At 61.6% G+C, this 23,415-nt stretch carries 21 protein-coding genes; 19 read left to right on the top strand and 2 right to left on the bottom strand.

The annotated features are described in order from the left end of the window. Position 1: 1 nt before the first annotated feature. From AC4PS7_RS03205 to AC4PS7_RS03195, 3 genes are read left to right on the top strand one after another with little or no spacing between them, the layout of a single operon-like run. Complete coding sequence (locus AC4PS7_RS03205; protein ID WP_010212389.1) at positions 2–472, top strand: YchJ family protein; 471 nt, start codon at positions 2–4, stop codon at positions 470–472. A gap of 20 nt (positions 473–492) precedes the next feature. After that, entirely contained in the window at positions 493–975 is a 483-nt protein-coding gene (locus AC4PS7_RS03200) for an LEA/WHy family protein (RefSeq protein WP_021492408.1), read from the top strand. Then, positions 972–1,172, top strand: a complete 201-nt coding sequence (locus AC4PS7_RS03195) for an SEC-C metal-binding domain-containing protein (RefSeq protein ID WP_003189235.1) — start codon at positions 972–974, stop codon at positions 1,170–1,172. Before AC4PS7_RS03200 ends, AC4PS7_RS03195 begins: the two co-directional genes overlap by 4 nt. A 131-nt stretch (positions 1,173–1,303) precedes the next feature. Here AC4PS7_RS03195 and AC4PS7_RS03190 read toward each other — a convergent pair whose 3' ends face one another. Continuing rightward, the gene (locus AC4PS7_RS03190; protein WP_010212394.1) at positions 1,304–2,689 is read right to left on the bottom strand and encodes an ATP-binding protein; all 1,386 of its coding nucleotides are present in this window, start codon (positions 2,687–2,689) and stop codon (positions 1,304–1,306) included. Beyond that, positions 2,686–3,396 (bottom strand): response regulator, encoded by a 711-nt coding sequence (locus AC4PS7_RS03185; protein WP_010212395.1) that lies wholly within the window; start codon positions 3,394–3,396, stop codon positions 2,686–2,688. Before AC4PS7_RS03185 ends, AC4PS7_RS03190 begins: the two co-directional genes overlap by 4 nt. Before the next feature lie 198 nt (positions 3,397–3,594). On the opposite strand from AC4PS7_RS03185, the gene AC4PS7_RS03180 reads away from it, so the two are divergent. The 16 genes from AC4PS7_RS03180 (at position 3,595) to pdeM (ending at position 23,415) form a co-directional block, all read left to right on the top strand. Continuing rightward, the gene (locus tag AC4PS7_RS03180; protein WP_492179054.1) at positions 3,595–5,976 is read left to right on the top strand and encodes a TonB-dependent receptor; all 2,382 of its coding nucleotides are present in this window, start codon (positions 3,595–3,597) and stop codon (positions 5,974–5,976) included. A gap of 3 nt (positions 5,977–5,979) precedes the next feature. Further along, positions 5,980–6,660: a Fe2+-dependent dioxygenase gene (locus tag AC4PS7_RS03175; protein WP_198581462.1), complete on the top strand. Its 681-nt coding sequence runs from the start codon at positions 5,980–5,982 to the stop codon at positions 6,658–6,660. 28 nt (positions 6,661–6,688) lie between these two features. Then, a complete protein-coding gene (locus AC4PS7_RS03170; RefSeq protein ID WP_492179053.1) occupies positions 6,689–7,804 on the top strand; it encodes an ABC transporter substrate-binding protein in 1,116 nt (371 codons plus the stop codon). Positions 7,805–7,898: 94 nt separating this feature from the next. Then, a complete protein-coding gene (locus AC4PS7_RS03165; protein ID WP_198581460.1) occupies positions 7,899–8,957 on the top strand; it encodes a FecCD family ABC transporter permease in 1,059 nt (352 codons plus the stop codon). Further along, positions 8,954–9,739: an ABC transporter ATP-binding protein gene (locus AC4PS7_RS03160; RefSeq protein ID WP_198581459.1), complete on the top strand. Its 786-nt coding sequence runs from the start codon at positions 8,954–8,956 to the stop codon at positions 9,737–9,739. Before AC4PS7_RS03165 ends, AC4PS7_RS03160 begins: the two co-directional genes overlap by 4 nt. A gap of 105 nt (positions 9,740–9,844) precedes the next feature. Further along, entirely contained in the window at positions 9,845–10,489 is a 645-nt protein-coding gene (locus tag AC4PS7_RS03155; RefSeq protein WP_010212403.1) for a glutathione binding-like protein, read from the top strand. A 102-nt stretch (positions 10,490–10,591) separates the two neighbouring features. Then, positions 10,592–13,033: a penicillin acylase family protein gene (locus AC4PS7_RS03150; RefSeq protein ID WP_044286734.1), complete on the top strand. Its 2,442-nt coding sequence runs from the start codon at positions 10,592–10,594 to the stop codon at positions 13,031–13,033. A gap of 122 nt (positions 13,034–13,155) precedes the next feature. After that, the gene (locus AC4PS7_RS03145) at positions 13,156–14,160 is read left to right on the top strand and encodes a ligase-associated DNA damage response exonuclease (protein WP_010212407.1); all 1,005 of its coding nucleotides are present in this window, start codon (positions 13,156–13,158) and stop codon (positions 14,158–14,160) included. Beyond that, the gene (locus AC4PS7_RS03140; RefSeq protein ID WP_010212409.1) at positions 14,157–15,791 is read left to right on the top strand and encodes an ATP-dependent DNA ligase; all 1,635 of its coding nucleotides are present in this window, start codon (positions 14,157–14,159) and stop codon (positions 15,789–15,791) included. Before AC4PS7_RS03145 ends, AC4PS7_RS03140 begins: the two co-directional genes overlap by 4 nt. Before the next feature lie 240 nt (positions 15,792–16,031). Further along, positions 16,032–16,811, top strand: a complete 780-nt coding sequence (locus AC4PS7_RS03135) for a transporter substrate-binding domain-containing protein (RefSeq protein ID WP_045791249.1) — start codon at positions 16,032–16,034, stop codon at positions 16,809–16,811. Positions 16,812–16,868: 57 nt separating this feature from the next. Next, a complete protein-coding gene (locus AC4PS7_RS03130; RefSeq protein WP_010212412.1) occupies positions 16,869–17,597 on the top strand; it encodes an ABC transporter permease in 729 nt (242 codons plus the stop codon). Next, the gene (locus AC4PS7_RS03125; protein WP_044286733.1) at positions 17,594–18,304 is read left to right on the top strand and encodes an ABC transporter permease; all 711 of its coding nucleotides are present in this window, start codon (positions 17,594–17,596) and stop codon (positions 18,302–18,304) included. Before AC4PS7_RS03130 ends, AC4PS7_RS03125 begins: the two co-directional genes overlap by 4 nt. Before the next feature lie 26 nt (positions 18,305–18,330). Next, positions 18,331–19,449 (top strand): succinylglutamate desuccinylase/aspartoacylase family protein, encoded by a 1,119-nt coding sequence (locus AC4PS7_RS03120; RefSeq protein ID WP_198581457.1) that lies wholly within the window; start codon positions 18,331–18,333, stop codon positions 19,447–19,449. 13 nt (positions 19,450–19,462) lie between these two features. Beyond that, on the top strand, positions 19,463–20,227 hold the full coding sequence (locus AC4PS7_RS03115) for an ABC transporter ATP-binding protein (RefSeq protein ID WP_010212416.1): 765 nt from the start codon (positions 19,463–19,465) through the stop codon (positions 20,225–20,227). A 57-nt stretch (positions 20,228–20,284) separates the two neighbouring features. Next, positions 20,285–22,765 carry a ligase-associated DNA damage response DEXH box helicase gene (locus AC4PS7_RS03110; RefSeq protein ID WP_010212417.1) on the top strand — a complete coding sequence of 827 codons (2,481 nt, stop codon included), beginning with the start codon at positions 20,285–20,287 and terminating at the stop codon, positions 22,763–22,765. Beyond that, positions 22,765–23,415: a ligase-associated DNA damage response endonuclease PdeM gene (pdeM, locus tag AC4PS7_RS03105; protein ID WP_256454767.1), complete on the top strand. Its 651-nt coding sequence runs from the start codon at positions 22,765–22,767 to the stop codon at positions 23,413–23,415. Before AC4PS7_RS03110 ends, pdeM begins: the two co-directional genes overlap by 1 nt.

The following is a 23,415-nucleotide window of genomic DNA, read 5'->3' as shown; positions in this document are numbered from 1 at the left end:
GATGAGTACATCCATTTGCCCCTGCGGCAGTGGCAACCTGCTGGATGCCTGCTGCGGCCATTATCACGCCGGCCACCCGGCACCCTGCGCCACCGCGTTGATGCGTTCGCGTTATAGCGCCTACGTCTTGGGCCTGGTGGATTACCTGATCGCCACCACCCTGCCCGCGCAACAAGCCGGGCTGGACCGAAATGCCATCGCCGCCTGGAGTGCCCAGAGCACCTGGCTCGGCCTTGAGGTGGAAAGCTCCGAGGTGTTCGGCGGCCAGCCGGAACACGCGTTCGTGACCTTCACCGCGCGCTGGCACGACAGCAACGGCGAACATAGCCACCGCGAGCAGTCTTCTTTCGTACAGAATGACGGGCGCTGGTACTTCATCGACCCGACCGTGGAAGTGAAGGCCGGACGCAACGATGCCTGCCTGTGTGGCAGTGGGCAGAAATTCAAGAAGTGCTGTTCCAGCTACCTCTAAAAACGCTAAGGATTAACGCCATGCTTCGGATGTACAGCTTGATGCTGGCGTTAGCCCTCGGTTTGAGCGGCTGCGCGTCGTGGTTTGAAGACGACTCCCCCCCGCCCCACGTGTCGCTGGTGAAAGTCGAAGTGGTGCGCGCCAAGTTGCTGGAGCAGAAATTCAAGCTGTACTTTCGCGTGGATAACCGCGACGACGCCGACCTGACTGTGCGCGGTTTGATTTACAAGGTCACCCTGGGCGACTTCGTGCTGACTGAGGGCGAGTCCAATGAATGGCTCACCGTGCCGCCGCGCAGTCATAAGTTTTTCCGGGTGTCGGTGCGCACCAACCTCTGGCCGCAGATCCGTGATGTGGTGCAGATGCTGAAAAATCCCGACCGGCCTGTGCCGTATCGCTTGGATGGCGAGCTGAAAACCGGATTATTCATCGGTTATGACGTGCAGGTGAACCACAATGGCGAGATAATCCCCGGCGATTTTATTCCGGAGCGACATCGATGACTCAGCAACCCCATGTCCATGGTCCTGACTGCAACCACGATCACGATCACCATGATCACGACCACGGCCATGTCCACGGCCCGAACTGCGGCCATGCTCACCAGGAGCCCGTGCGCAACGCCTTGAAGGACGTGGGTCGCAATGATCCTTGCCCGTGCGGCAGCGAGAAGAAATTCAAGAAGTGCCACGGGGCGTAAGGCCCAAATGTGAGCGGGCTTGTGTGGGAGCGGGCTTGCTCGCGAATACGGTGTGTCAGTCACCTGATGCATCGACTGAAAGTCCGCTTTCGCGAGCAAGCCCGCTCCCACATTTAGATTGCGTTTCACATTCAGGATTTGCTTTGGAATCGCAGCTCCGCCTCAAGGCCCCCACCTTCCCGATTACGCAAGCTCAACCGCCCGTCATGCGCCTTGGCGATGGTGTGAGCGATGCTCAAACCCAACCCATACCCGCCGGTCTCGGCATTGCGTGAGCCTTCTACCCGATAAAACGGCTCCATCACCTGCTCCAGCTGTGCCTGGGGAATCCCCGGCCCTCGGTCGCTGATAATGATCGTCAAGCTATCCGCCTGGTCCTCGACCCGCACCGTCACATCGCGGCCATAACGCACCGCGTTCTCCAGCAGGTTCTGCACACACCGCTTGAGGCTGCGGGCGTACCCCGGCAGTGGCTGTTTTGCGCGGCCTTCGATCACCACGTTCTCGCCCACATCCTGCAGATCCGCCTGCAAGCTTTGCAGCAAGGCATTGATGTCGATGTTCTGCCGTGCCTCGTTGATTTCACCGCTGCTGACAAAATCCAGCGTACTGGCCACCATCTGTTCCATTTCCTCCAAGTCACTGCGAAAACGTTCCTTGGTGCGGTTGTCCTCAAGCATCTCGGTGCGCAGGCGCAGGCGTGTGATCGGTGAACGCAGGTCGTGGGAAATAGCCGCAAGAAACCGCGTGCGCTCGGCGATGTTGGCGATCAGCCGCTGCTGCATGGCATTGAAGGCCTGGGCGGCACGGCGCACTTCGGTAGGGCCATCCACCGACAACGGCGGTCGCTGGATATCCCGGCCCAGGGCTTCGGCCGCCTTGGCCAACGCGTTGAGCGGGCGGATCGCCAGGCGCACCGCCACCAGAGCGATCAGCACCAATACCAGTACCCGCAGCAAATAAATGCGCATAACGTAATCGAACAACAGGTCCAGCGGTGAGGTGCTGGTCCAGCCCTGTTCTTCGCTGGCATCCACCTGCAACCAGCGGCCGTCGGGCAGGCGCAGGTCGATCAGAAACTGCCCCACCACCGGTTTGGAACCCAGCAGGGTCGACAGCCCGGCGGTTTGCCCTTCGCCATCCACCAACGACAGGCGCAACAGGATCAGCGTCTGGGCGTAACCGGTTTTTTCCGACAATACCTTCTTGATCAACCGTTCGGTGGGCCGGTCGCTGTCGTGAAGCGTGCTAGGCGTATTACTGGCCTGGTCGCTGAGGGTCAGGCGGAAGGTCGGCGTGTCGAGCATCTTGATCAGCAGGTCCGCCTGTTGCGGGTCGCCGTGCACCAGCCGCACCACGTCCGCCAAGCGCGTGGCGATCAAGCGCGCAGGGATTTCCAGCACCTGCCCGTGGCGCCGGTCGTACCAGATGCTGCTGGTCAGCGCCTGCGCCGCGAGCATGCCGCTGACCAAAATCAGCACCAACCGCCCGAACAGCGAACGCGGCAGCAGTCTCACGATTCCAGCACAACGTCGTCGGCGGTGAGCATGTAGCCTTCGTTGCGCACAGTCTTGATCACATTGGCCGGCAGTTGCGAGCGCAGACGGCTGACGCACACATCGATGGAACGGTCGAACGGCGTGCTGTCCTTGTCGAACACGTGATTGAGCAGGAAGTCGCGGCTCAACGGGCGATTGGGGTGCTGCAACAGCAGGCGCAACACGCGGTAATCGGAGTTGCCCAGGCTGACCACCACCCCCTCCGGCGACAGTAACTGCCGCGCCCGCGTGTCGAGCTGCCAGCCTGCGAAACGGATGCTCGGCGCTTCATCCAGGCGCGCACGGTCGGGAAAGCTCTGCACCCGGCGCAACACCACCTTGATCCGCACCAGCAGTTCGCGCGGGTCGAACGGTTTGGGCAGGTAATCGTCGGCGCCGATTTCCAGGCCGACGATGCGGTCGATCAACGAGCCTTTTGCCGTGAGCATCACCACCGGCGTGTTTGAGTTCACCCGCAGTTCGCGGCACAGGCTCAGGCCGTCTTCACCGGGCAGCATCAGGTCGAGAACGATCAGGTCGATGACATTCAGCGCCAGGCGGCGGCGCATTTCCTTGCCGTCGGCCGCAGTGGAGACCTGGAAGCCGGCGTCGCTCAGGTAGTCGCAGAGCAACTGGCGGATTTGCGGATCGTCATCAACGATCAGCAGGTGGTCTTGCTTGGCCATGGGCAGTCAATCCAAAAAACAATGAAACGCAGCAAATAGCCGAAAGTTCAGCCAGCCGTGCAGGCAAATGTAATGGAATGTTGTAGGAAACCATAATCACGCATCAGCGATACAAACCCGGGGCATGGCAGGGGAAAACGCTCTTTAGACTACCGAACCTAAATGAGAGTAATTGTAATTTAGACTCGGAAGTTGCCCATGTCATCGCCCACCTCTCGCAGCCACACGCTGCACACCACCCTGGCACCGATGTTCGGCCTACTGGCTGCCGGCGGCGTCGTCCCGATCGCCTTGGCTGGCGCGCCAGCGGCCAAGTCCAACGATTCGGTGCTGAGCCTGCCGGAAATCAAGGTCGATGGTGAAGCCACTTCCACTTTCAAAGTAGACCGGGTGACCTCGGCAAAAATCAGCCAACCGCTGCTGGACGCCCCGCAAAGCGTGACCATCGTGCCGCAGCAGGTGCTCAAGGAGCAGAATGCGCAGACCTTGCAGGAAGTGTTGCGCAACGTGCCGGGGATTACCTTCATGTCCGGCGAAGGCAACCTGGGGTGGGGCGACCTGTTTTCGATTCGCGGGTTTTCTTCCGAACAAAGCCTGACCGTCGATGGCGTGCGCGATGCGGGCATGTCCACGCGCACCGACACCTTCAACCTGCAACAGGCGGAAGTGTTCAAGGGCACTGGCTCCATCGAATCCGGCGTGTCCGCCGTGGGGGGCAGCGTCAACCTGGTGAGTAAAGAAGCGCACCTGGGCGATGCCAACCGCGTCTCGGCCGGTATCGGCACCGATGCCTACCGCCGCCTCACCGCTGACCTGAATAAACAGATCAACGACACCACTGCCCTACGTATCAACCTGATGAAGCACTACAACCAAGTGGCCGAACGTGACGACGTGGACTACGACCGCTGGGGCATTGCCACCTCGTTCGGCTTCGGCCTGGGCACCGACACGCGCTTTTTCGTCGACACCTTCTACCAGAAAGACACCAATACGCCGGACGGCGGCGTGCCGATCCAGCGTGGGACGAATGGCGATCGCATGCCCGGCGTGAAGCGCTCCAACGGGTACGGCGACTCGAGCCTCTACACCCAAGAGAACAAAACCACTTCGCTCACGGCGCGCTTCGAGCATGACTTCGACTGGAATGACGCCAACCTGCGCAACCAGACGCGTTGGGAACGCAGCGACAATTTTGCCGTGCTCTCCCCGGCGCGCTTCTTCGCCGCCAACGCCAACGGCCAGAAGACCTGCACCGGCACCCGTTGTGCGACCTTGGGCTACACCGGTGTAGGACCGATCAGCCAAGTGCCGGGCAGCACGGTGAACGCCTACTCCGACTACTTGAACAACAGCAATACCGCCTACGGCATCCTGCGCGGCAGCGATTTCGGCTTGTCCAAGCGCTACACCATCCTCGACAACCAGACCGACTTCAATTTCAACCTCACCACCGGCAGCCTGCAACACGCCGTGGTCAGCGGCTTGGAGTTCTATCACGAGACTTACGGCGGCCTGAAACGCAGCGCCAAAGTGCCGGCCGGCGACATGTTGTTCGACATGAACGCCCCCAACCACAGCTTCGCCAGCACCTACGTGACCAAAGGCGAAGGCGACCCGCGCTCAGTGATCGACAACGCCGGGATCTACCTGGGCGACACCATCACCCTCAACGATCAGTGGCAAGTGCTCGGGTCGCTGCGCTACGACAACTGGCGTGCCCAGACCAGCCAACGCGGTCAAGCCAGCATCAGCAGCACCGACGGTGCCGTCAGCGGTCGGGTTGGCGCGGTGTTCAAGCCGTTGCCCAACGGCAGCCTCTATGTGTCCTACAGCGAAGCGGCGCAGCCGTCCGCGTTGGGTGCGTCGACCAATAACCAGATCTACGGCACGGCGAGCACCAGCCACTACAGCCCGGCCAAGTCCAAGACCTATGAATTGGGCACCAAGTGGGACATTGCCCACGATATGCTCAACGTCACAGCAGCGATCTTCCGCACCGAACTGGACAATGCCTGGGAATACCAGGACGGCGAATCCGCGCCGGTACGCGCCCTGCCCGCCAAACGGGTCGACGGCATCGAACTGGGCCTGCAGGGCAATATCACCCCGCGCTGGACCGCCTACAGTGGTTTCTCGGCACTCAAAAGCACGCAGACCAAAGGCATCAACAAGGGCGCCGAAGCCAAGAACGTGCCCGACCTGACCGCCAATCTGTGGACCACCTACGCCGTCACCGATGCCCTGAGCCTCAGCTACGGCGAGCAATACGTGGGCCGCCGCCGTTACACCGACAACAAATACGTCGGCGGCTTGAACAACAACAGCAGTTACGCCAACGGCCCGTCCGGCGTGTACGCGATCTACACCCGCGACCACGAAAAAGCCCCCGGCTACTGGCTGAGCAACCTGGCCGCGCAATACAAAGTGAACAAGGACACCACGGTCAACCTCAACCTCAACAACGTGTTCAACAAGTTCTACTACAGCCAGGTCGGCGCCTCCCTCGACGGCTTCCAGCTCTACGGCATCCCAGGTGCCGGGCGCACCCTCACCGCCAGCGTCGACTATGAGTTCTGAACCGTGCTGATCGAAATCCCGGCGCTGTTCAGTGCCAGCGAAGTCGACGCCACCGTGGCCACCTTGCTCGATCAGCCCTGGGTTGACGGCAAGGTGACCGCCGGACCGCGCTCGGCCATGGCGAAAAATAACCGGCAGTTGTCGGAGGATTCGCCAGTGGCCCATCGCATCGGTGAGCAGATTCTGGCGCGGCTGTCGGACAACGCGCTGTTTATGTCCGCCGCCTTGCCCAAGCGCATCTACCCGCCGCTGTTCAACCGCTACAGCGGTGGTGAAGGGTTCGAGTGGCATATCGACAACGCCATTCGCGGCATCAAGGGCGTGCGCGAGCGGGTGCGCACCGACATCTCCGCCACGCTGTTCCTGGCCGACCCGGCCAGCTACGACGGCGGTGAATTGGTGATCCGCGACACCTTCGGCGAACACGCTGTGAAGCTGCCCGCCGGCCACTTGCTGATCTACCCCGGCAGCAGCCTGCACAAGATCAATCCAGTGACGCGCGGTGAGCGCATCGCCAGTTTTTTCTGGATCGAAAGCCTGGTGCGCGAAGACAGCCAGCGCCAGTTGCTATTGGACATGGACGTGGCGATCCAGACCCTCACCGCCCAAGACGCCGATCACCACGCGCTGCTGCAACTGAGCGGCGCTTACCACAACCTGTTGCGGCGCTGGAGCGATGGCTGATGCGCCGCCTTCACCTGGAGTCCCTGCCATGTTGAAACCCCGTAATGTGGTCACGCTCGGCGTGCTGTTTGCCGCGCTGGTCCTGGGCCATGCTGAAACCGCTGCCGCCCATGAAGTCACCGATGTGCTGGGCCGCAAGGTCGAAGTGGCTGACAACGTAAAGCGCGTTGTCCTGGGTGAAGGCCGGCTGATTTCGGCGTTTGCGTTGCTGGACAAGGACGCGCCCTTCCAGCGCATCGTCGGCTGGCAGAACGATTTGCGCTTGCTCGACCAACACACCTACAACGCCTACGTGGCGAAATTTCCGACAGTGAAAGACATCCCGCTGATCGGGCAAGCGTCGGAACAAAGTGTCAGCGCCGAGGAAATCCTCTCGCTGAAACCTGACCTGGCAGTGTTCAGCATTTCCGGTCACGGCCCCACCGAACACAGTCCGGTCGCCGATGTGCTGGCCCAGGCGGGCATTCCGGTGGTGTTCGTCGACTTCCGCATCAACCCGGTGCAGGGCACTCACACCAGCATGACCGCGCTGGGCCAGGCATTGGGGCGTGAAGCCCAGGCCAAGGCGTTCCTGGGTTTCTATGACCAGCACATCAAGGTGATCACCGATGCGGTCGCCACCTTGCCGGCGGGGCCGCGCCCGAGTGTGTTCCTCGAACTGCTGGCCGGCGTTTGGCAAGCGCCGGGGCATACCACCGGCAAGAGTGGCATGGGCGAACTGATCGCACTGGTTGGCGGGCGCAATATCGCCGCTGGCGTGGTGCCGGGTGCGCTGGGCGATATCAGCGTCGAGTACGCGCTCAAGGCCGACCCGGATGTGTATATAGCCACCGGCAACCGCAAGCCCGGCTTGATCTTGGGCGCGGGTGTCGGCGCAGATGAAGCCCACGAGGCGCTGGACCGGGTATTGGCGCGTCCCGAATTCGCCAATCTTCGTGCAATCCGTGAGGGCAATGCCCACGGCCTGTGGCATGACTTCTACAACTCGCCGTACAACCTGCTGGCGATTGAATCGTTGGCCAAATGGGTGCACCCGGAGCTGTTCGCCCAGCTGGATCCGCAGGCGACCATGGACCAGATCAACGCGCAATTCCTGGGGATGCCGTTGCAGGGTGCCTATTGGATCGACAGCAAGCCCAAGTAACGTTGATCGCCCTATTGGAATGCAGTCAGTGTGGGAGCAGGCTTGCCAGCTCCCACATTTGGATCCTCTTCGCTTTCAAGATTGTGTGAGTTCAATGACCACTCAAACCCTCGACCTCGCCAGCGCCACCCATGGCTATCGCCGTCTGCTGGCGCGGCGCGCCTGGCTGCTTGGCCTGCTCGGTACGGCGCTGGTGTGCGCCATCCTCGTGGACCTTGCCAGCGGCCCCTCGGGCATGGGCCTGCTGGCCTTGCTGGACGGAATCCTGCACCCGTCCCACCTCAGCGTCACCGACCAGGTGATCATCTGGAACGTGCGCCTGCCCTATGCACTCATGGCAGTGCTGGTGGGCTGCGCGCTGTCGCTGGCCGGGGCCGAAATGCAGGCGATCCTGAACAACCCGCTGGCCAGCCCGTTCACCTTGGGCGTGTCGTCGGCGGCGGCCTTGGGCGCGTCCCTGGTGATTGTGTTTCCGGTGACGACACTGTGGGTCTCGGCCAATACGGCGATTTCCATCTCGGCATTTATCTTCGCGGCGGCGTCGGTATTTTTGCTGCAAGCCATGTCGCGTTTGCGCGGCGCCGGGGTGGAAAGCCTGGTGCTGTTCGGCATCGCCCTGGTGTTTAGTTGCAACGCGGTGGTGGCGCTGCTGCAACTGGTGGCCACCGAAGATGTGTTGCAACAGTTGGTGTTCTGGACGTTGGGCAGTGTGACCCGGGCCAACTGGGACAAGCTCGGCATCCTGGCGCTGGTGGTCGCGGTAGTACTGCCGTTTTCCTTTGCCGCCGCACCGCGCCTGACCCTGTTGCGCATGGGCGAGGACCGTGCGCAAAGCTTTGGCGTGGACGTGAAGCGCCTGCGGTTTTTCTCACTGCTGCGCATCAGTCTGCTGTCGGCCACCGCCGTGGCCTTTGTGGGCACCATCGGTTTTATCGGCCTGGTGGGTCCGCATATCGCGCGGATTCTGGTGGGCGAAGATCAACGCTTCCTGCTGCCGGCCAGCGCCTTGACCGGCGCGTTGCTGCTGGCGCTGTCGTCGATTGCCAGCAAGCTGATCATGCCCGGCGTGATCGTGCCGGTGGGCATCGTCACCGCGTTGGTGGGCGTGCCGATTTTCGTGGTGTTGGTGTTCAAGCGGGGGAGGCAGTTATGAGCGAAGGGTTGAGCGTACACAATGCCCAGGTAAGTTACGGGCGCCGCCAGATCGTGCACGACCTGAGCCTGCCCACCCTGCCCCACGGCAGCCTCACCGCTCTGATCGGCCCCAACGGCGCGGGTAAATCCACCCTGCTACGTGCCGTGGCCGGGCTGGAAAAGATGCAAGGCGTTGTGCGATTGGGTGACCTCGACCTGTCGGCCATGTCCGTCGCCGAGCGCGCGCGGCGTGTGACCTACATGCCGCAAAACTTGCCACCGGGACTGAGCCTCAGCGTGATGGAAAGTGTGATCGCCGCCCTGCGCGTGGCGAATGTCGAGGGCATCCCGTTGTCCAGCGACGCCTGCCTGCGTGAAGCCTTCGACGCCTTGCAGCGCATTGGCATCGCGCATTTGGCCGATCAGTTGCTGAGCACCCTATCCGGCGGCCAACGCCAACTGGTCAGCCTCGCCCAACTCATCGCCCGTCGCCCTCAGGTGATGCTGCTGGACGAACCCACCAGCGCCCTCGACCTCAATTACCAACTGAAAGTCATGGATTGCGTGCGCGATTTGGTGCGCGAACACAACCTGATTGCCGTGGTGGTGCTGCACGACATCAACCTCGCCGCGCGCTTCGCCGACCATATTGCCGTGCTGCGCCAGGGACGTTTGTATGCCAGCGGTGCAGCGGACGACGTGCTCAACCCACTGCTGTTTGCCGAGGTGTATCGCGTGCGGGCACGCATCGAGCGCTGTTCGCAGCAGACGGTGCAGGTGTTGGTGGACGGCGCCTTTTAATTTGCTTCTATGGGTATGCGCAAATGTTTCATTGAAACTTCGCACACCCAACATTACCTATACCTACAGGCATTCGCTCAAGCATCACCACTTTTGGAGAGCTTCATGATCGACCTGTATTACTGGACTACCCCTAACGGTCACAAAGTATCGCTGTTCCTGGAAGAAGCCGGCCTGCCCTACAAGGTGCACCCGATCAACATCGGCCAGGGCGACCAGTTCAAGCCTGACTTCCTCAAGATCGCTCCCAACAACCGCATTCCGGCCATCGTCGATCAGAACCCGACCGACGGTGGCGCGCCGATTTCACTGTTTGAATCCGGCGCGATCCTGCTGTACCTCGCGGAAAAAACCGGCCAGTTCATTCCAAAAGACCTACGCGGTCGCCAGGAAACACTGCAGTGGTTGTTCTGGCAAATGGGCGGCCTGGGGCCGATGGCCGGTCAGAATCATCACTTCAGCCAGTTCGCACCGGAAAAAATTCCGTATGCGATCAAGCGTTATGTGGACGAGACCGCTCGCCTTTACGGTGTGCTGGATCGGCGTCTGGCAGACCGCGCGTTCGTGGCGGGTGAGGCCTACAGCATTGCTGACATGGCGATCTACCCGTGGATTGTTTCCCACAAGTGGCAGAGCCAACGCCTGGAAGATTTCCCACACCTGCACCGCTGGTTCAACAGGATCAAGGAGCGGCCGGCGACGGTCCGCGCGTATGAGCTGGTGCAGAAAGTGAACCCGCCCAAGTCTTGATACGCATTTCCTGAAAATAAGGCATAGCTCCTGCTTGCGTCGTTTCGCCGCGCTCACTAACGTAGCGCCTTTACTGACGCTACCCCCCGCAGGAGCTTTGCCATGGCCTCGCCAGCCCTCTCACATTTTCTTCCCCGGTTCGGCGTTGCCGCGGCAGTGGCCAGTGCGTTAAGCCTGGCCGGTTGCCAGCTCCAGAGCACCCAGGACACCCTGCCCCCGGTCGCCGGCGTGCAGCCGCTCAAAGGCCTGGCACAGAATGTTTCCGTGCGCCGCAATGCTCAAGGCATGCCGCTGATCGAAAGCAACACGTTCCATGACGCACTGTTCAGCCTCGGTTATGTGCACGCCAGTGATCGCATCACACAGATGGTCACCCTGCGCCTGTTGGCTCAGGGCCGCCTGGCGGAAATGTCCGGGCCCGAGGTGCTGGATGTCGATCGATTCATGCGCGCGGTCAACCTGAAGAAAAGCGCGGGCGAGCTGTATAACGCATCGAGCCCGCGCCTCAAGCGCTTCTTCGAAGTGTATGCCCGTGGCGTCAATGCCTACCTGTTCCGCTACCGCGACAAGCTACCGCCAGACCTGGCCCAGACCGGGTACAAGCCCGAGTACTGGAAGCCGGAAGATTCGGCGCTGCTGTTCTGCCTGCTGAACTTCAGTGAATCGGTCAACCTGCAGGAGGAAATCGCATCCTTGGTGCTGGCACAGAAAGTCGGCGTCGACAAACTCGCCTGGCTCACCCCAAGTGCGCCGGATGAAGCGATCCCGGTGGCCGAGGCCGAGAAACTCAAGGGCGTGAATTTCAGCCAGATTACCGGCCTCGCCGGCCTGGACGCGGTCGGCCAGCAACTGAGCAGCCTCAACTCGCTGGCAGTGACCACATCGAGCAACTGGGCCATTGGCCCGCAACGCAGCCGCAGCGGTAAAAGCCTGTTGGCAGGCGACCTCGCCGCCCAGCCGCAAGCACCGTCTCCGTGGAGCTACGTGCAGATCCGCGCGCCGAAGTACCAGGCCGTGGGCGCCTCGATTGCCGGCCTGCCGACACTGCTGTCCGGCTTCAACGGCAAAGTCGCGTGGAGCATGAGCACGGTCAAGGGCGACACTCAGGACCTGTTCCTGGAAAAGGTCAAACGCCAGGGCAGCGCGTTGTATTACGAGAACAACGGAAAATGGCTACCCGCTGGTGTGCGTAACGAAACCTTCTTCGTCAAAGGCCAACGCTCGATTCGTGAAGTGGTGTACGAAACCCGCCACGGCGCCCTGCTCAACAGCAGCCAGGCGCTGACCACCGGTTTGGGTCTGGCGCTGCAAACCGCCGAACTCAAGGATGACAAGAGCCTGGACGCGTTCTTCGACCTGTCCCGTGCACAAAACGCCGGCAAGGCCTCGGACGCAACGCGCGAGATTCGCGCCATTGCCCTGAACATGATCTTCGCCGACGCCAGCAACATTGGTTGGCAAGTCACCGGGCGCTTCCCCAACCGTCGCGAAGGCGAAGGCCTGCTGCCGTCGCCTGGCTGGGACACGCGGTTTGACTGGGATGGCTACGCCGACGCGATGCTGCACCCCTATGACCAGGACCCGGCCCAAGGCTGGATCGGCACCGCCAACCAACGCACCGCACCGCGCGGTTATGGTATGCAGTTGTCCAACTCCTGGGATGCACCGGAGCGCAGTGAGCGCCTGGCGCAACTGGCCAATGCCGGCAAGCATGACAGCCGCAGCATGATCGCCATGCAGTACGACCAGACCACCACCTTCGCCGCCAAGCTCAAGACAATGTTCCAGGCGCCAGGCATGGCCCAGCCGCTGAAACAGGCGATCGACGCACTGCCGGCGCCCGAACAGACCAAGGCACGGGAAGCGCTGGGGCGTCTGATGGCCTTTGACGGTCGCCTGGCGTCCACCTCCGCCGACGCGGCGATTTATGAACTGTTCCTGCAAGAAAGCGCCAAGCAGATCTTCCTTGACGAACTCGGCCCGGAAAACAGCGCCAGCTGGAAGGCGTTTGTCAGCAATGCCAGCCTGTCCTACGCCGCCCAGGCCGACCACTTGCTGGGCCGCGAAGACAGCCCGTTCTGGGATGACGTGCGTACCCCGCAAAAAGAAGACAAACCGGCGATCCTCGCCCGCAGCCTGGCCGCCGCGATCAGCGCGGGGGATAGCCAGTTGGGCGCCGATCACAAGGCCTGGCAGTGGGGCAAACTGCACACCACCACCTGGAAAAACACCAACGGCCAGGCGATCCGCGGCCCGCTGGCCTCCGGTGGCGACCACAACACCCTGAACCCTGCGCCTTACAGCTGGGGCCAGGACTTCACCACCACCCAAGTGTCGGCCCTGCGCATGATCGTCGACTTCGGCCAAGTGGAACCGATGATGGGCCAGGCTGGCATCGGCCAGTCCGGCAACCCGGCCAGCCCTAACTATGCCAATGGCATCGACCCGTCGCTCAAGGCCCAATACCTGAGCTTCCCGATGCAGCCGCAGAACTTCGAGAAGGTATATGGGAAAGCCAGGTTGACCCTGACGCCCGGTAAATAACCGGATCAACATGTGGGAGTGGCTTGCTGTGGTGAGCAAGCCCGATCACTGCAAATAGTTAATCGAACTTCTCCTCTGCCAACCGCCTCCTACCTGATAAGCCCATCGCCCCCGGCACGCCCATGGACCTTGTCATCGCCCGCCCCGAAGGCCTCTACTGCCCCGCCGGAGATTTCTACATTGACCCCTGGCGCCCGGTGGAACGCTCGGTCATCACCCACGCCCATGGCGACCATGCCCGCACCGGGAACCAGCACTACCTGGCCGCCGCCCCTGGCGAAGGCATCCTGCGTTCGCGGCTGGGACAGGACATCAACCTGCAGACCCTGGCCTACGGCGAACAATTGCTCCACCACGGCGTCACCCTGAGTTTTCACCCCGCCGGGCATGTATTGGGTTCGGCCCAGGTGCGCCTGGAATACAGGGGTGAAGTCTGGGTCGCGTCCGGCGACTACAAGGTCGAACCCGACGGCACCTGCGCGCCCTTCGAGCCGGTGCGCTGCCACACCTTTATCACCGAATCCACCTTTGGCCTGCCGATCTATCGCTGGCAGCCCCAGGCGCAGATTTTTGCCGGGATCAACGCCTGGTGGCAGGCGAATATCGCAGCCGGCAAAGCCAGCGTGTTGTTCTGTTACTCCTTCGGCAAGGCTCAGCGCATCCTGCATGGCATCGACGCCAGCATCGGCCCGATCCTCAGCCATGGCGCGGTCGAACCATTGAATCGGGTGTACCGCGAGGCCGGCATCTATATCCCTGAAACCCTATACGCCGGTGACTTCAAGAAAACCGACCCGCTGCTGCGCCAGGCCTTGATCATCGCGCCGCCTTCCGCCGGCGGCAGCAGTTGGATCAAGCGCTTCGGCGACTACAGCGACGCTTTCGCCAGCGGCTGGATGCGCCTGCGCGGCACCCGACGCAGGCGCGGCGTGGACCGGGGGTTTGTGCTATCGGACCACGCCGACTGGCCTGGCCTGCTGTGGGCCATCGAGCAAACCGGCGCCGAGCGGGTGATGGTCACTCACGGGTCTGTCGGCGTTCTGGTGCGCCATCTGCGGGAAAAAGGCCTGGATGCCCAGGGCTTCACGACTGAATACGGTGATGACGAAGAAGAGGCCAGCGCATGAAGGCCTTTGCCGAGTTGTACGCCAACCTAGACGCCACGACCTCCAGCAACGCCAAGCTTGCCGCGCTGCAAGCCTACTTCCAGGATGCCGCACCGGAGGATGCCGCCTGGGCGGTGTATTTCCTGTCCGGCGGGCGACCTCGGCAACTGGTGCCGACGCGCCTGTTGCGCGATATGGCCACCGAAGCGTCCGGCATCGAGCCGTGGTTGTTCGAAGAAAGCTACCAGTCGGTGGGCGACCTGGCGGAGACCATTTCCCTGCTGCTGCCGGAATCTACCTACACCTCGGAGGACGGCTTGGCAGTGTGGCTGGAGGAAAAACTCCTGCCCCTGCGTGGTCTGCCGCCATTGGAATTGGCCGAACGTCTACCGGCGTTATGGTCACAACTGGATCAGCCCAGCCTGATGGTGTGCATCAAGTTGATCACCGGCAGCTTTCGCGTTGGCGTGTCCAAACTGCTGGTCACCCGCGCACTCGCCGCGATGGCCGATCTGGACAGTAAGCGCGTGGCGCAACGGTTGGTGGGCTACACCGACTTATCCAACCGTCCTACGGCCCAAGGCTACCTCAAGTTGATCGCCGCCGAATCGCCCGACGAACATGCACAACGGGGCGGACAGCCTTATCCGTTTTTTCTCGCCCATGGTTTGTCACAACCGGTGGAGCAATTCCACGATTTGCTGGGCTCCCCCGCCGATTGGCAAGTGGAATGGAAGTGGGATGGCATCCGCGCGCAGCTGGTGAAACGCGAGGGCCGCCTGTGGATCTGGTCCCGTGGCGAAGAATTGGTAACCGAGCGTTTCCCAGAACTGCACAGCTTGGTGAGCGGCTTGCCCGATGGCACGGTGATCGACGGTGAAATCGTGGTATGGAAAGACACGGTGCAACCCTTCGCGCTGCTGCAACAGCGAATTGGCCGCAAGACCCTGAGCAAAAAAGTGCTGGAAGATGCTCCGGTTGCGGTACTGGCCTACGACCTGCTGGAACACCAGGGCGACGATTGGCGCAACCACACCCAGGCTGAGCGTCGCACGCAGCTTGAGCGGGTGATTGCCCAGTGCAATCAGCCCGTACTAGTGGCGTCTGCGCTGTTGACCGGCGCGACCTGGGAAGCGCTGGCCAAACAACGCGAAGCCTCCCGCAGCCTCGGCGTGGAAGGCATGATGCTCAAGGCGCGGGATGGCCTCTACGGCGTCGGCCGCACCAAGGACATGGGCGTGTGGTGGAAGTGGAAGGTCGACCCGTTCAGCGTCGACGCGGTGTTGATCTATGCCCAGCGCGGTCATGGTCGGCGCGCCAGCCTCTACAGCGACTACACCTTCGCCGTGTGGGACGGACCGCCCGGCAGCGAACGCACCCTGGTGCCGTTTGCCAAGGCCTACTCCGGCCTGACCGACGAAGAAATGCGCAAGGTTGACGCCATTGTGCGCAAGACCACGGTGGAAAAATTCGGCCCGGTCAGCAGCGTGACGCCGAGCATGGTGTTTGAACTGGGGTTCGAGGGCATTGCCCTGTCCAAGCGACACAAAAGTGGGATTGCGGTGCGGTTTCCGCGGATGTTGCGCTGGCGGCAGGACAAATCCGTGGAAGAGGCTGACAACCTTGCCACCCTGCAAAACCTTCTGACCTGATTGTTTGGCAACAAATACCAGCTCCCACATTCTTGAGGTGTGCCAGACCCAACTTGGTGCAGTGTTTTTTGTGCGCCCATTTTCGGGCATCTCCTACACTCACTTCTTCCTTGTCTCACCTTTTAAAACGCTCATTCGGAACTATGGTGCAGAAATTGCTACTTGTGATCCGTCTGACACCGTTCAGTAACAGTCCTAAACGCGCCACAAGCGCTTATCTTGGTTTCCAGGGATTACATAATGAAAAAAGCATTGCTGACCCTTTCTGCACTGGCCCTGTGCATGGCCGCCGGTTCCGCGCTGGCCAAGGAATACAAGGAATTGCGTTTTGGTGTCGATCCGTCCTACGCACCGTTCGAGTCCAAGGCCGCCGACGGCAGCCTGGTAGGCTTCGATATCGACCTGGGCAATGCGATCTGCGCCGAGCTGAAAGTGAAGTGCAAGTGGGTAGAAAGTGACTTCGACGGCATGATTCCAGGCCTGAAAGCCAACAAATTCGATGGCGTGATTTCGTCCATGACCGTGACCCCAGTGCGCGAGAAGGCCATCGACTTCTCCAGCGAACTGTTCTCCGGCCCTACTTCGTTGGTGTTCAAGAAAGGCGCAGGCTACTCGACGCCTGAGTCCCTCAAGGGCAAGTCTGTGGGCTACGAGCAAGGCACCATCCAGGAAGCCTATGCCAAGGCCGTACTGGATAAAGCCGGCGTGACCACCAAGGCCTACGCCAACCAGGACCAGGTGTATGCCGACCTGACCTCCGGCCGTCTCGACGCTTCTGTGCAGGACATGCTGCAAGCCGAGCTGGGCTTCCTGAAGTCGCCGGCCGGTGCCGGTTATGAAGTCAGCACGGCGATTGACGACCCGCTGCTGCCGTCGAAAACCGCGATCGGTATCAAAAAAGGTAACACTGAACTGAAGGCGCTTTTGGATAAAGGTATCAAAGCGTTACACGATGATGGCACCTACGCCACCATTCAGAAGAAACACTTTGGCGATCTGAACCTGTACAGCGGCAAGTAATGCCTGGAGCGCCCCTCCCCTGGAGGGGCGCTTTTTTATCGCCATAGGTCCCGATTTATGTTCGAAGAACTGTTGCAAACCCTCGGCCTGAGCGCGCTCAGCCTGAAGGGTTTCGGCCCGCTGTTGCTGCAAGGCACCTGGATGACTATCAAGTTGTCGGTGCTGTCCCTGGCCGTCAGCGTGTTGCTGGGCCTGCTCGGCGCCAGCGCCAAACTGTCCAGCCTGCCCTTCCTGCGCATTCCCGCCCAGCTCTACACCACGCTGATCCGCGGTGTGCCCGACCTGGTGCTGATGCTGCTGATTTTCTACAGCCTGCAAACTTGGCTGACCGGCCTCACCGACTTCATGGAATGGGAATACATCGAGATCGACCCCTTCAGCGCCGGGGTGATCACGCTCGGGTTTATCTACGGTGCGTACTTCACCGAGACTTTCCGCGGCGCGATCCTCGCGGTGCCGCGTGGTCAGCTGGAAGCCGCCACGGCCTATGGGCTCAAGCGCGGCCAGCGGTTTCGCTACGTGACCTTCCCGCAGATGATGCGCTTTGCCCTGCCGGGTATCGGCAATAACTGGATGGTGATGCTCAAGGCCACGGCCCTGGTGTCGATCATCGGCCTGGCCGACCTGGTCAAGGCCGCCCAGGATGCCGGCAAGAGCACCTATCAGCTGTTTTACTTCCTGGTACTCGCGGCATTGATCTACCTGTTGATCACCAGCGCGTCCAACTTCGTCTTGCGCCGCCTTGAACGTCGCTACTCCGCTGGCGCCCGGGAGGCCGTGCGATGATCGAACTCTTGCAGGAATACTGGCGCCCCTTCCTTTATAGCGACGGCCAGCACATCACCGGCCTCGCCATGACCATGTGGTTGCTCACCACCGCCTTGGTCATTGGCTTCCTGGTGTCGATCCCGTTGTCCATCGCCCGCGTGTCGCGCAAGCGCCTGGTGCGTTGGCCAGTACAGTTCTACACCTACCTGTTCCGGGGCACGCCGCTCTACATCCAACTGCTGATCTGCTACACCGGCATCTACAGCATTGCCGCCGTGCGCGAACAGCCGTTGCTGGATGCGTTCTTCCGCGACGCGATGAACTGCACCATCCTGGCCTTCGCCCTCAACACCTGCGCCTACACCACGGAGATTTTCGCCGGGGCGATCCGCAGCATGGCCCATGGTGAGGTCGAAGCGGCCAAGGCCTACGGCTTGAGCGGGTGGAAGCTCTACGCCTACGTGATCATGCCGTCGGCGTTGCGTCGCTCGCTGCCGTACTACAGTAATGAAGTGATCCTGATGCTGCACTCGACCACGGTGGCCTTCACCGCGACGATTCCAGACATCCTCAAAGTGGCGCGGGATGCCAACTCGGCCACCTTCATGACCTTTCAATCCTTCGGTATCGCTGCGCTGATCTACCTGACCGTGACCTTTGCCCTGGTCGGTCTGTTCCGGTTGGCGGAGCGTCGCTGGCTGGCCTTCCTCGGGCCGAGCCATTAAGCCGTTTTTTATGTTCAGGAGCTTTCATGCGACATCAAGTCCATGAACTGATCGCGCCGGTGCCAGGAACGGCGCGGCAGATTCACAGTTTTCACTTCGGCCCGGATCAGGCCGCGGGCAAAATCTACATTCAGTCGTCACTGCATGCCGACGAGCTGCCGGGCATGCTGGTGGCTTGGCACCTCAAGGTGCGACTGGCTGAACTGGCGGCGGCCGGTCGCCTGCGCAGCGAGATTGTGCTGGTGCCCATTGCCAACCCCGCGGGCCTGGAACAGGTGCTGATGGATATTCCCCTGGGCCGCTACGAGCTGGAAAGCGGACAGAACTTCAATCGTCTGTTTGTCGACCTCAGTGAAGCGGTGGGTAATCAAGTCGAGGACCTGCTTGGGGACGATCCCCAGCACAACGTCGAGTTGATCCGCGCGGCACTGTCTACCGCCCTCGCCGCGCAAAGCGCTGAGACCCAATTGCACTCCCATCGCCTGGTCTTGCAACGCCTGGCGTGCAATGCCGATATGGTGCTGGACCTGCATTGCGACTTCGAAGCCGTGGCGCACTTGTACACCACGCCCGAGGCCTGGCCGCAGGTGGAGCCGTTGGCGCGTTACATCGGTTCGCAGGCCAATCTGCTGGCGACCGACTCCGGCGGGCAGTCCTTCGATGAGTGTTTCACCCTGGTGTGGTGGCAGTTGCAGCAACGCTTCGGTGAGCGCTTCCCGATCCCCATGGGCAGTTTTTCGGTCACCGTCGAACTGCGTGGCCAAGGTGACGTCAACCACGGCCTGGCCGCCCTCGACTGCCAGGCGATCATCGATTACCTGATCCACTTCGGCGCCATCGCCGGTGACGTTGCACCGCTGCCCGACCTGCCTTACCCGGCCACACCGCTGGCGGGTGTTGAACCCGTGGCAACGCCTGTGGGCGGCCTGCTGGTATTTTGCGCCCTGCCGGGTGAATACCTGGAAGCCGGACAACTGATCGCTGAAATCATCGACCCCCTTTCCGACCGCGTAACGCCCGTGCATTGCCGCAATGCCGGCCTGCTCTACGCCCGTTCGCTGCGCCGCATGGCCACTGCCGGGATGGTCATCGCCCATGTCGCAGGCACCGAGGCCTACCGCAGCGGCTATCTACTTTCGCCTTGAGGATGCACGCCCCATGTACAAATTGACCGTTGAAGGCCTGCATAAAAGCTATGGCGACAATGAGGTGCTCAAAGGTGTTTCGCTTAAGGCCAAGACCGGTGACGTGATCAGCCTGATCGGCGCCAGCGGCTCGGGCAAGAGCACCTTTTTGCGCTGCATCAACTTCCTGGAAACCCCCAACGACGGCGCCATGACCCTCGACGGCCAGCCGATCCGCATGGTCAGCGACAGACACGGCATGCGCGTGGCTGATGACGCCGAATTACAGCGCCTGCGTACGCGCCTGGCCATGGTGTTCCAGCACTTCAACCTGTGGAGCCATATGAGCGTGCTGGAGAACATCACCATGGCCCCGCGCCGGGTGCTGGGGTGCAGCAAGAAGGACGCCGAAGACCGCGCGCGTCGTTACTTGGACAAGGTGGGCCTGCCCGCACGCGTGGCTGATCAATACCCGGCGTTCCTCTCCGGCGGCCAGCAACAGCGCGTCGCCATCGCCCGCGCCTTGGCCATGGAACCGGAAGTGATGCTGTTCGACGAGCCCACCTCAGCCCTCGACCCGGAGTTGGTGGGTGAAGTGTTGAAGGTGATCCAGGGGTTGGCCGAGGAAGGCCGCACCATGATCATGGTCACTCACGAAATGAGCTTTGCACGCAAAGTGTCCAGCCAGGTGTTGTTCCTGCACCAGGGGCTGGTGGAAGAGCAAGGTCCGCCGGAAGAGGTGCTGGGCAATCCGAAGAGCGAGCGCTTGCAGCAGTTCTTGAGTGGCAATTTGAAGTAAACCTTTGGTCGCTCTGGAGGGTCTGTGGAATAGGCCTTCCAGAGTGTCAGCAGCCCCATGGCAAAAGCCACCGATTTCGCCAAACGCTGGTTCGCCGCCAAAGGCTGGAAGCCGTTTGCCTTTCAGAAAGAGGTATGGGCGGCGGTCAAGAGCGGTCAATCGGGGTTGCTGCACGCCAGCACCGGTGCGGGTAAAACCTATGCGCTGTGGTTCGCCGCCCTCAATCGCTTCGCCATCGCTCGCCCGCCTGTTACCGCTAAACGCAAACCGCCCGCTGAGCCGCTGACGGTGTTGTGGATCACGCCCATGCGTGCGCTGGCCGCCGACACCGCCCGCGCCCTTGAAGCCCCGCTTGAGGCGTTACAGATTCCCTGGAGTGTCGGCCTGCGCACTGGCGACACCAGCAGCAGCGAGCGCGCACGCCAGACCCGGCGCCAGCCCACCGTACTGGTCACCACCCCGGAAAGCCTGACGCTGATGCTCGCCCGCGCCGACAGCGAAGTGAGCCTTGCGCACCTGCGCATGGTGGTGGTGGATGAATGGCATGAGCTGATTGGCAATAAACGCGGTGTGCAACTGCAATTGGCACTGGCGCGACTGCGGCGCTGGCACCCTGATTTGATGGTATGGGGGATTTCGGCGACCTTGGGTAATCAAGCTCACGCGCTGGAAGTCTTGGTCCCACAAGGTGACGGGATCAATGTGCAGGGGCAAACGGCTAAACAGTTGATCATCGATACGTTGTTGCCACCCGTGACTGAACGCTTTCCGTGGGCCGGGCATATCGGTTTGAAGATGTTGCCCCAGGTAGTGGCTGAAGTGGACGCCAGCAGCAGTTGCCTGGTGTTTACCAATACACGGGCGCAGTCGGAGATCTGGTTTCAGGCGTTGCTGGACGCACGCCCCGATTGGGCCGGGGTGATTGCGCTGCACCATGGCTCGCTGTCCCGAGAGACCCGTGACTGGGTGGAGCGGGCCTTGAAAGACGGCCAGCTCAAGGCAGTGGTGTGCACCTCGAGCCTGGACCTGGGGGTGGACTTCCTGCCGGTGGAACGCGTGCTGCAGATCGGCTCGGCCAAAGGCGTGGCGCGTTTGATGCAACGCGCCGGTCGCTCGGGGCATGCACCAGGACGGCCGTCGCGGGTGACGCTGGTGCCGACCCACAGCCTGGAGCTGGTGGAAGCTGCCGCCGCTCAAGATGCGATTGCGCAACGGCGTATCGAAGCACGGGAATCGCCTTACAAGCCTTTGGATGTACTCGTACAGCACTTGGTCAGCATGGCATTGGGCGGCGGCTACAAGCCCGACGACTTATTGGTGGAAGTGCGGGGTGCCTGGGCCTACCACGACCTGACGGATGAAGACTGGGCCTGGGCCCTGGGTTTTGTGCGTCATGGTGGGCTGTCGTTGACCGCCTATCCGGATTACCGCCGCGTGGAACCAGACGAGCACGGCATCTGGCGTGTCCCGGATGCCCGGCTGGCACGGCGTCACCGAATGAGCGTGGGCACGATCGTCAGTGATGCGAGCATCCATCTGAAATTCTGGAGCAAAGGCGGAGGTGGCAAGAACCTTGGCAGTGTCGAGGAAGGGTTTATTGCCCGGCTGAAGCCGGGAGATGGCTTCCTGTTCGCCGGCCGCCTGCTTGAGCTGGTGAGGGTAGAAAACATGACGGCCTATGTGCGCCGCAGCAACGCTAAAAAAGCTGCCGTTCCACGCTGGAATGGCGGGCGCATGCCGCTTTCCAACGAGCTGGCGCAAGCGGTTGTAGAGCGCTTTGATGCAGCGGCTCAGGGGCACTTCGAGGGGCCGGAGATGCAGGCGGTACGCCCTTTGTTGCAGACGCAGGTGCGCTGGTCCGGCTTGCCGACGCGCGAACACCTGCTGGCCGAAGCGCTGAAGTCACGGGAAGGCTGGCACCTGTTTCTCTATCCCTTTGCCGGACGCCAGGTGCATTTGGGGCTGGCGAGCCTGTTGGCGTGGCGTGTGAGCCAGGGGCAGGCCGTCACCTTCTCGATTGCAGTCAATGATTATGGACTGGAGCTGTTGAGTGCCACTGAAGTGAATTGGCCGGCATTGCTGAATGAAGCACTACTGAGCCCTGAACATTTGCTGGAAGACGTGGTGGCCAGCCTGAATGCCGGGGAACTGGCCCTGCGTCGTTTTCGCGAGATCGCACGGATCGCCGGGCTGGTGTTTGCCGGGTATCCGGGCGCCCCCAAAAGTACCCGGCAGGTGCAGGCGTCCAGTGGGTTGTTCTTTGAGGTGTTCAAGCAATATGACCCGCAAAACCTGTTGCTGACCCAGGCCGGCGAAGAAGTCCTGCGCGATGAGCTGGACATTCGTCGACTGGAACAAACGTTACGTCATCTTTGCGCGCTGAAACTGGAGTTGCATCGGATCCAGCGGCCCACGCCCCTGGCCTTCCCATTGCTGGTTGAACGGATGCGCGAAAGCATGAGTTCGGAAAAACTCTCGGAGCGCATCGCACGGATGGTCAAGGACCTGGAAAAAGTCGCGGACAACGGGAAACGCTGATGCTGTGCACGGTGAAGCTAGAGGGTGAGGAGCTGTGGCTGCTGGCGGACAAGGCTGTCTACTGGCCAGCGCGCCAATGCCTGATGATCGCCGATGCACATTTCGGTAAGGCCTCGGCGTATCGCAGCCTGGGACAACCGGTGCCGCAAGGGACCACCACGGAGAACTTGCAGCGCCTGGATCGGTTGCTCTCGGCGCTGCCCTGCACGCAGGTGATCTTTCTTGGCGACTTCCTGCACGGCCCGGGCTCGCACGCCAGCGGCACGCTGGGCGCATTGAGAAGCTGGCGAGCCCTCAATCCTGACCTGCCCATGACCTTGATTCGCGGCAATCACGATAAACGCGCAGGCGACCCGCCCGAGGACCTGAACATAAACGTGGTCACAGAGCCGCTGCTGATGGGCCCTTTTGCCCTGCAGCACGAGCCTGACGCCCATCCCAGCCACCACGTGCTGGCGGGGCATGTGCATCCGGTGTATCGATTACGCGGCAAGGGTCGGCAGAGCTTACGTTTGCCGTGTTTTGTGATCGGCGTCCGAGTCAGCCTGCTGCCGGCGTTCGGCGCATTTACCGGCGGGCATGGGGTGGAACAGGACAATGACCGCCAAATCTATGTGATTGGCGATCATGACGTCAGGCCAGTGGGCTAG

Source organism: Pseudomonas sp. DW-iso3 (genome assembly GCF_058725305.1).
The sequence above is the reverse complement of the archived record's forward strand: the minus strand, read 5'-3'. Positions and strand labels throughout refer to the sequence as shown.

What these genes read in the sequence shown, in the direction of transcription:
- AC4PS7_RS03205 (WP_010212389.1), top strand. Translation starts at nt 2, where the DNA reads ATGAGTACATCCATTTGCCCCTGCGGCAGTGGCAACCTGCTGGATGCC.
- AC4PS7_RS03200 (WP_021492408.1), top strand. Translation starts at nt 493, where the DNA reads ATGCTTCGGATGTACAGCTTGATGCTGGCGTTAGCCCTCGGTTTGAGC.
- AC4PS7_RS03195 (WP_003189235.1), top strand. Translation starts at nt 972, where the DNA reads ATGACTCAGCAACCCCATGTCCATGGTCCTGACTGCAACCACGATCAC.
- AC4PS7_RS03185 (WP_010212395.1), bottom strand. Translation starts at nt 3,396, where the DNA reads ATGGCCAAGCAAGACCACCTGCTGATCGTTGATGACGATCCGCAAATC.
- AC4PS7_RS03180 (WP_492179054.1), top strand. Translation starts at nt 3,595, where the DNA reads ATGTCATCGCCCACCTCTCGCAGCCACACGCTGCACACCACCCTGGCA.
- AC4PS7_RS03170 (WP_492179053.1), top strand. Translation starts at nt 6,689, where the DNA reads ATGTTGAAACCCCGTAATGTGGTCACGCTCGGCGTGCTGTTTGCCGCG.
- AC4PS7_RS03165 (WP_198581460.1), top strand. Translation starts at nt 7,899, where the DNA reads ATGACCACTCAAACCCTCGACCTCGCCAGCGCCACCCATGGCTATCGC.
- AC4PS7_RS03160 (WP_198581459.1), top strand. Translation starts at nt 8,954, where the DNA reads ATGAGCGAAGGGTTGAGCGTACACAATGCCCAGGTAAGTTACGGGCGC.
- AC4PS7_RS03155 (WP_010212403.1), top strand. Translation starts at nt 9,845, where the DNA reads ATGATCGACCTGTATTACTGGACTACCCCTAACGGTCACAAAGTATCG.
- AC4PS7_RS03150 (WP_044286734.1), top strand. Translation starts at nt 10,592, where the DNA reads ATGGCCTCGCCAGCCCTCTCACATTTTCTTCCCCGGTTCGGCGTTGCC.
- AC4PS7_RS03145 (WP_010212407.1), top strand. Translation starts at nt 13,156, where the DNA reads ATGGACCTTGTCATCGCCCGCCCCGAAGGCCTCTACTGCCCCGCCGGA.
- AC4PS7_RS03140 (WP_010212409.1), top strand. Translation starts at nt 14,157, where the DNA reads ATGAAGGCCTTTGCCGAGTTGTACGCCAACCTAGACGCCACGACCTCC.
- AC4PS7_RS03135 (WP_045791249.1), top strand. Translation starts at nt 16,032, where the DNA reads ATGAAAAAAGCATTGCTGACCCTTTCTGCACTGGCCCTGTGCATGGCC.
- AC4PS7_RS03130 (WP_010212412.1), top strand. Translation starts at nt 16,869, where the DNA reads ATGTTCGAAGAACTGTTGCAAACCCTCGGCCTGAGCGCGCTCAGCCTG.
- AC4PS7_RS03125 (WP_044286733.1), top strand. Translation starts at nt 17,594, where the DNA reads ATGATCGAACTCTTGCAGGAATACTGGCGCCCCTTCCTTTATAGCGAC.
- AC4PS7_RS03120 (WP_198581457.1), top strand. Translation starts at nt 18,331, where the DNA reads ATGCGACATCAAGTCCATGAACTGATCGCGCCGGTGCCAGGAACGGCG.
- AC4PS7_RS03115 (WP_010212416.1), top strand. Translation starts at nt 19,463, where the DNA reads ATGTACAAATTGACCGTTGAAGGCCTGCATAAAAGCTATGGCGACAAT.
- AC4PS7_RS03110 (WP_010212417.1), top strand. Translation starts at nt 20,285, where the DNA reads ATGGCAAAAGCCACCGATTTCGCCAAACGCTGGTTCGCCGCCAAAGGC.
- pdeM (WP_256454767.1), top strand. Translation starts at nt 22,765, where the DNA reads ATGCTGTGCACGGTGAAGCTAGAGGGTGAGGAGCTGTGGCTGCTGGCG.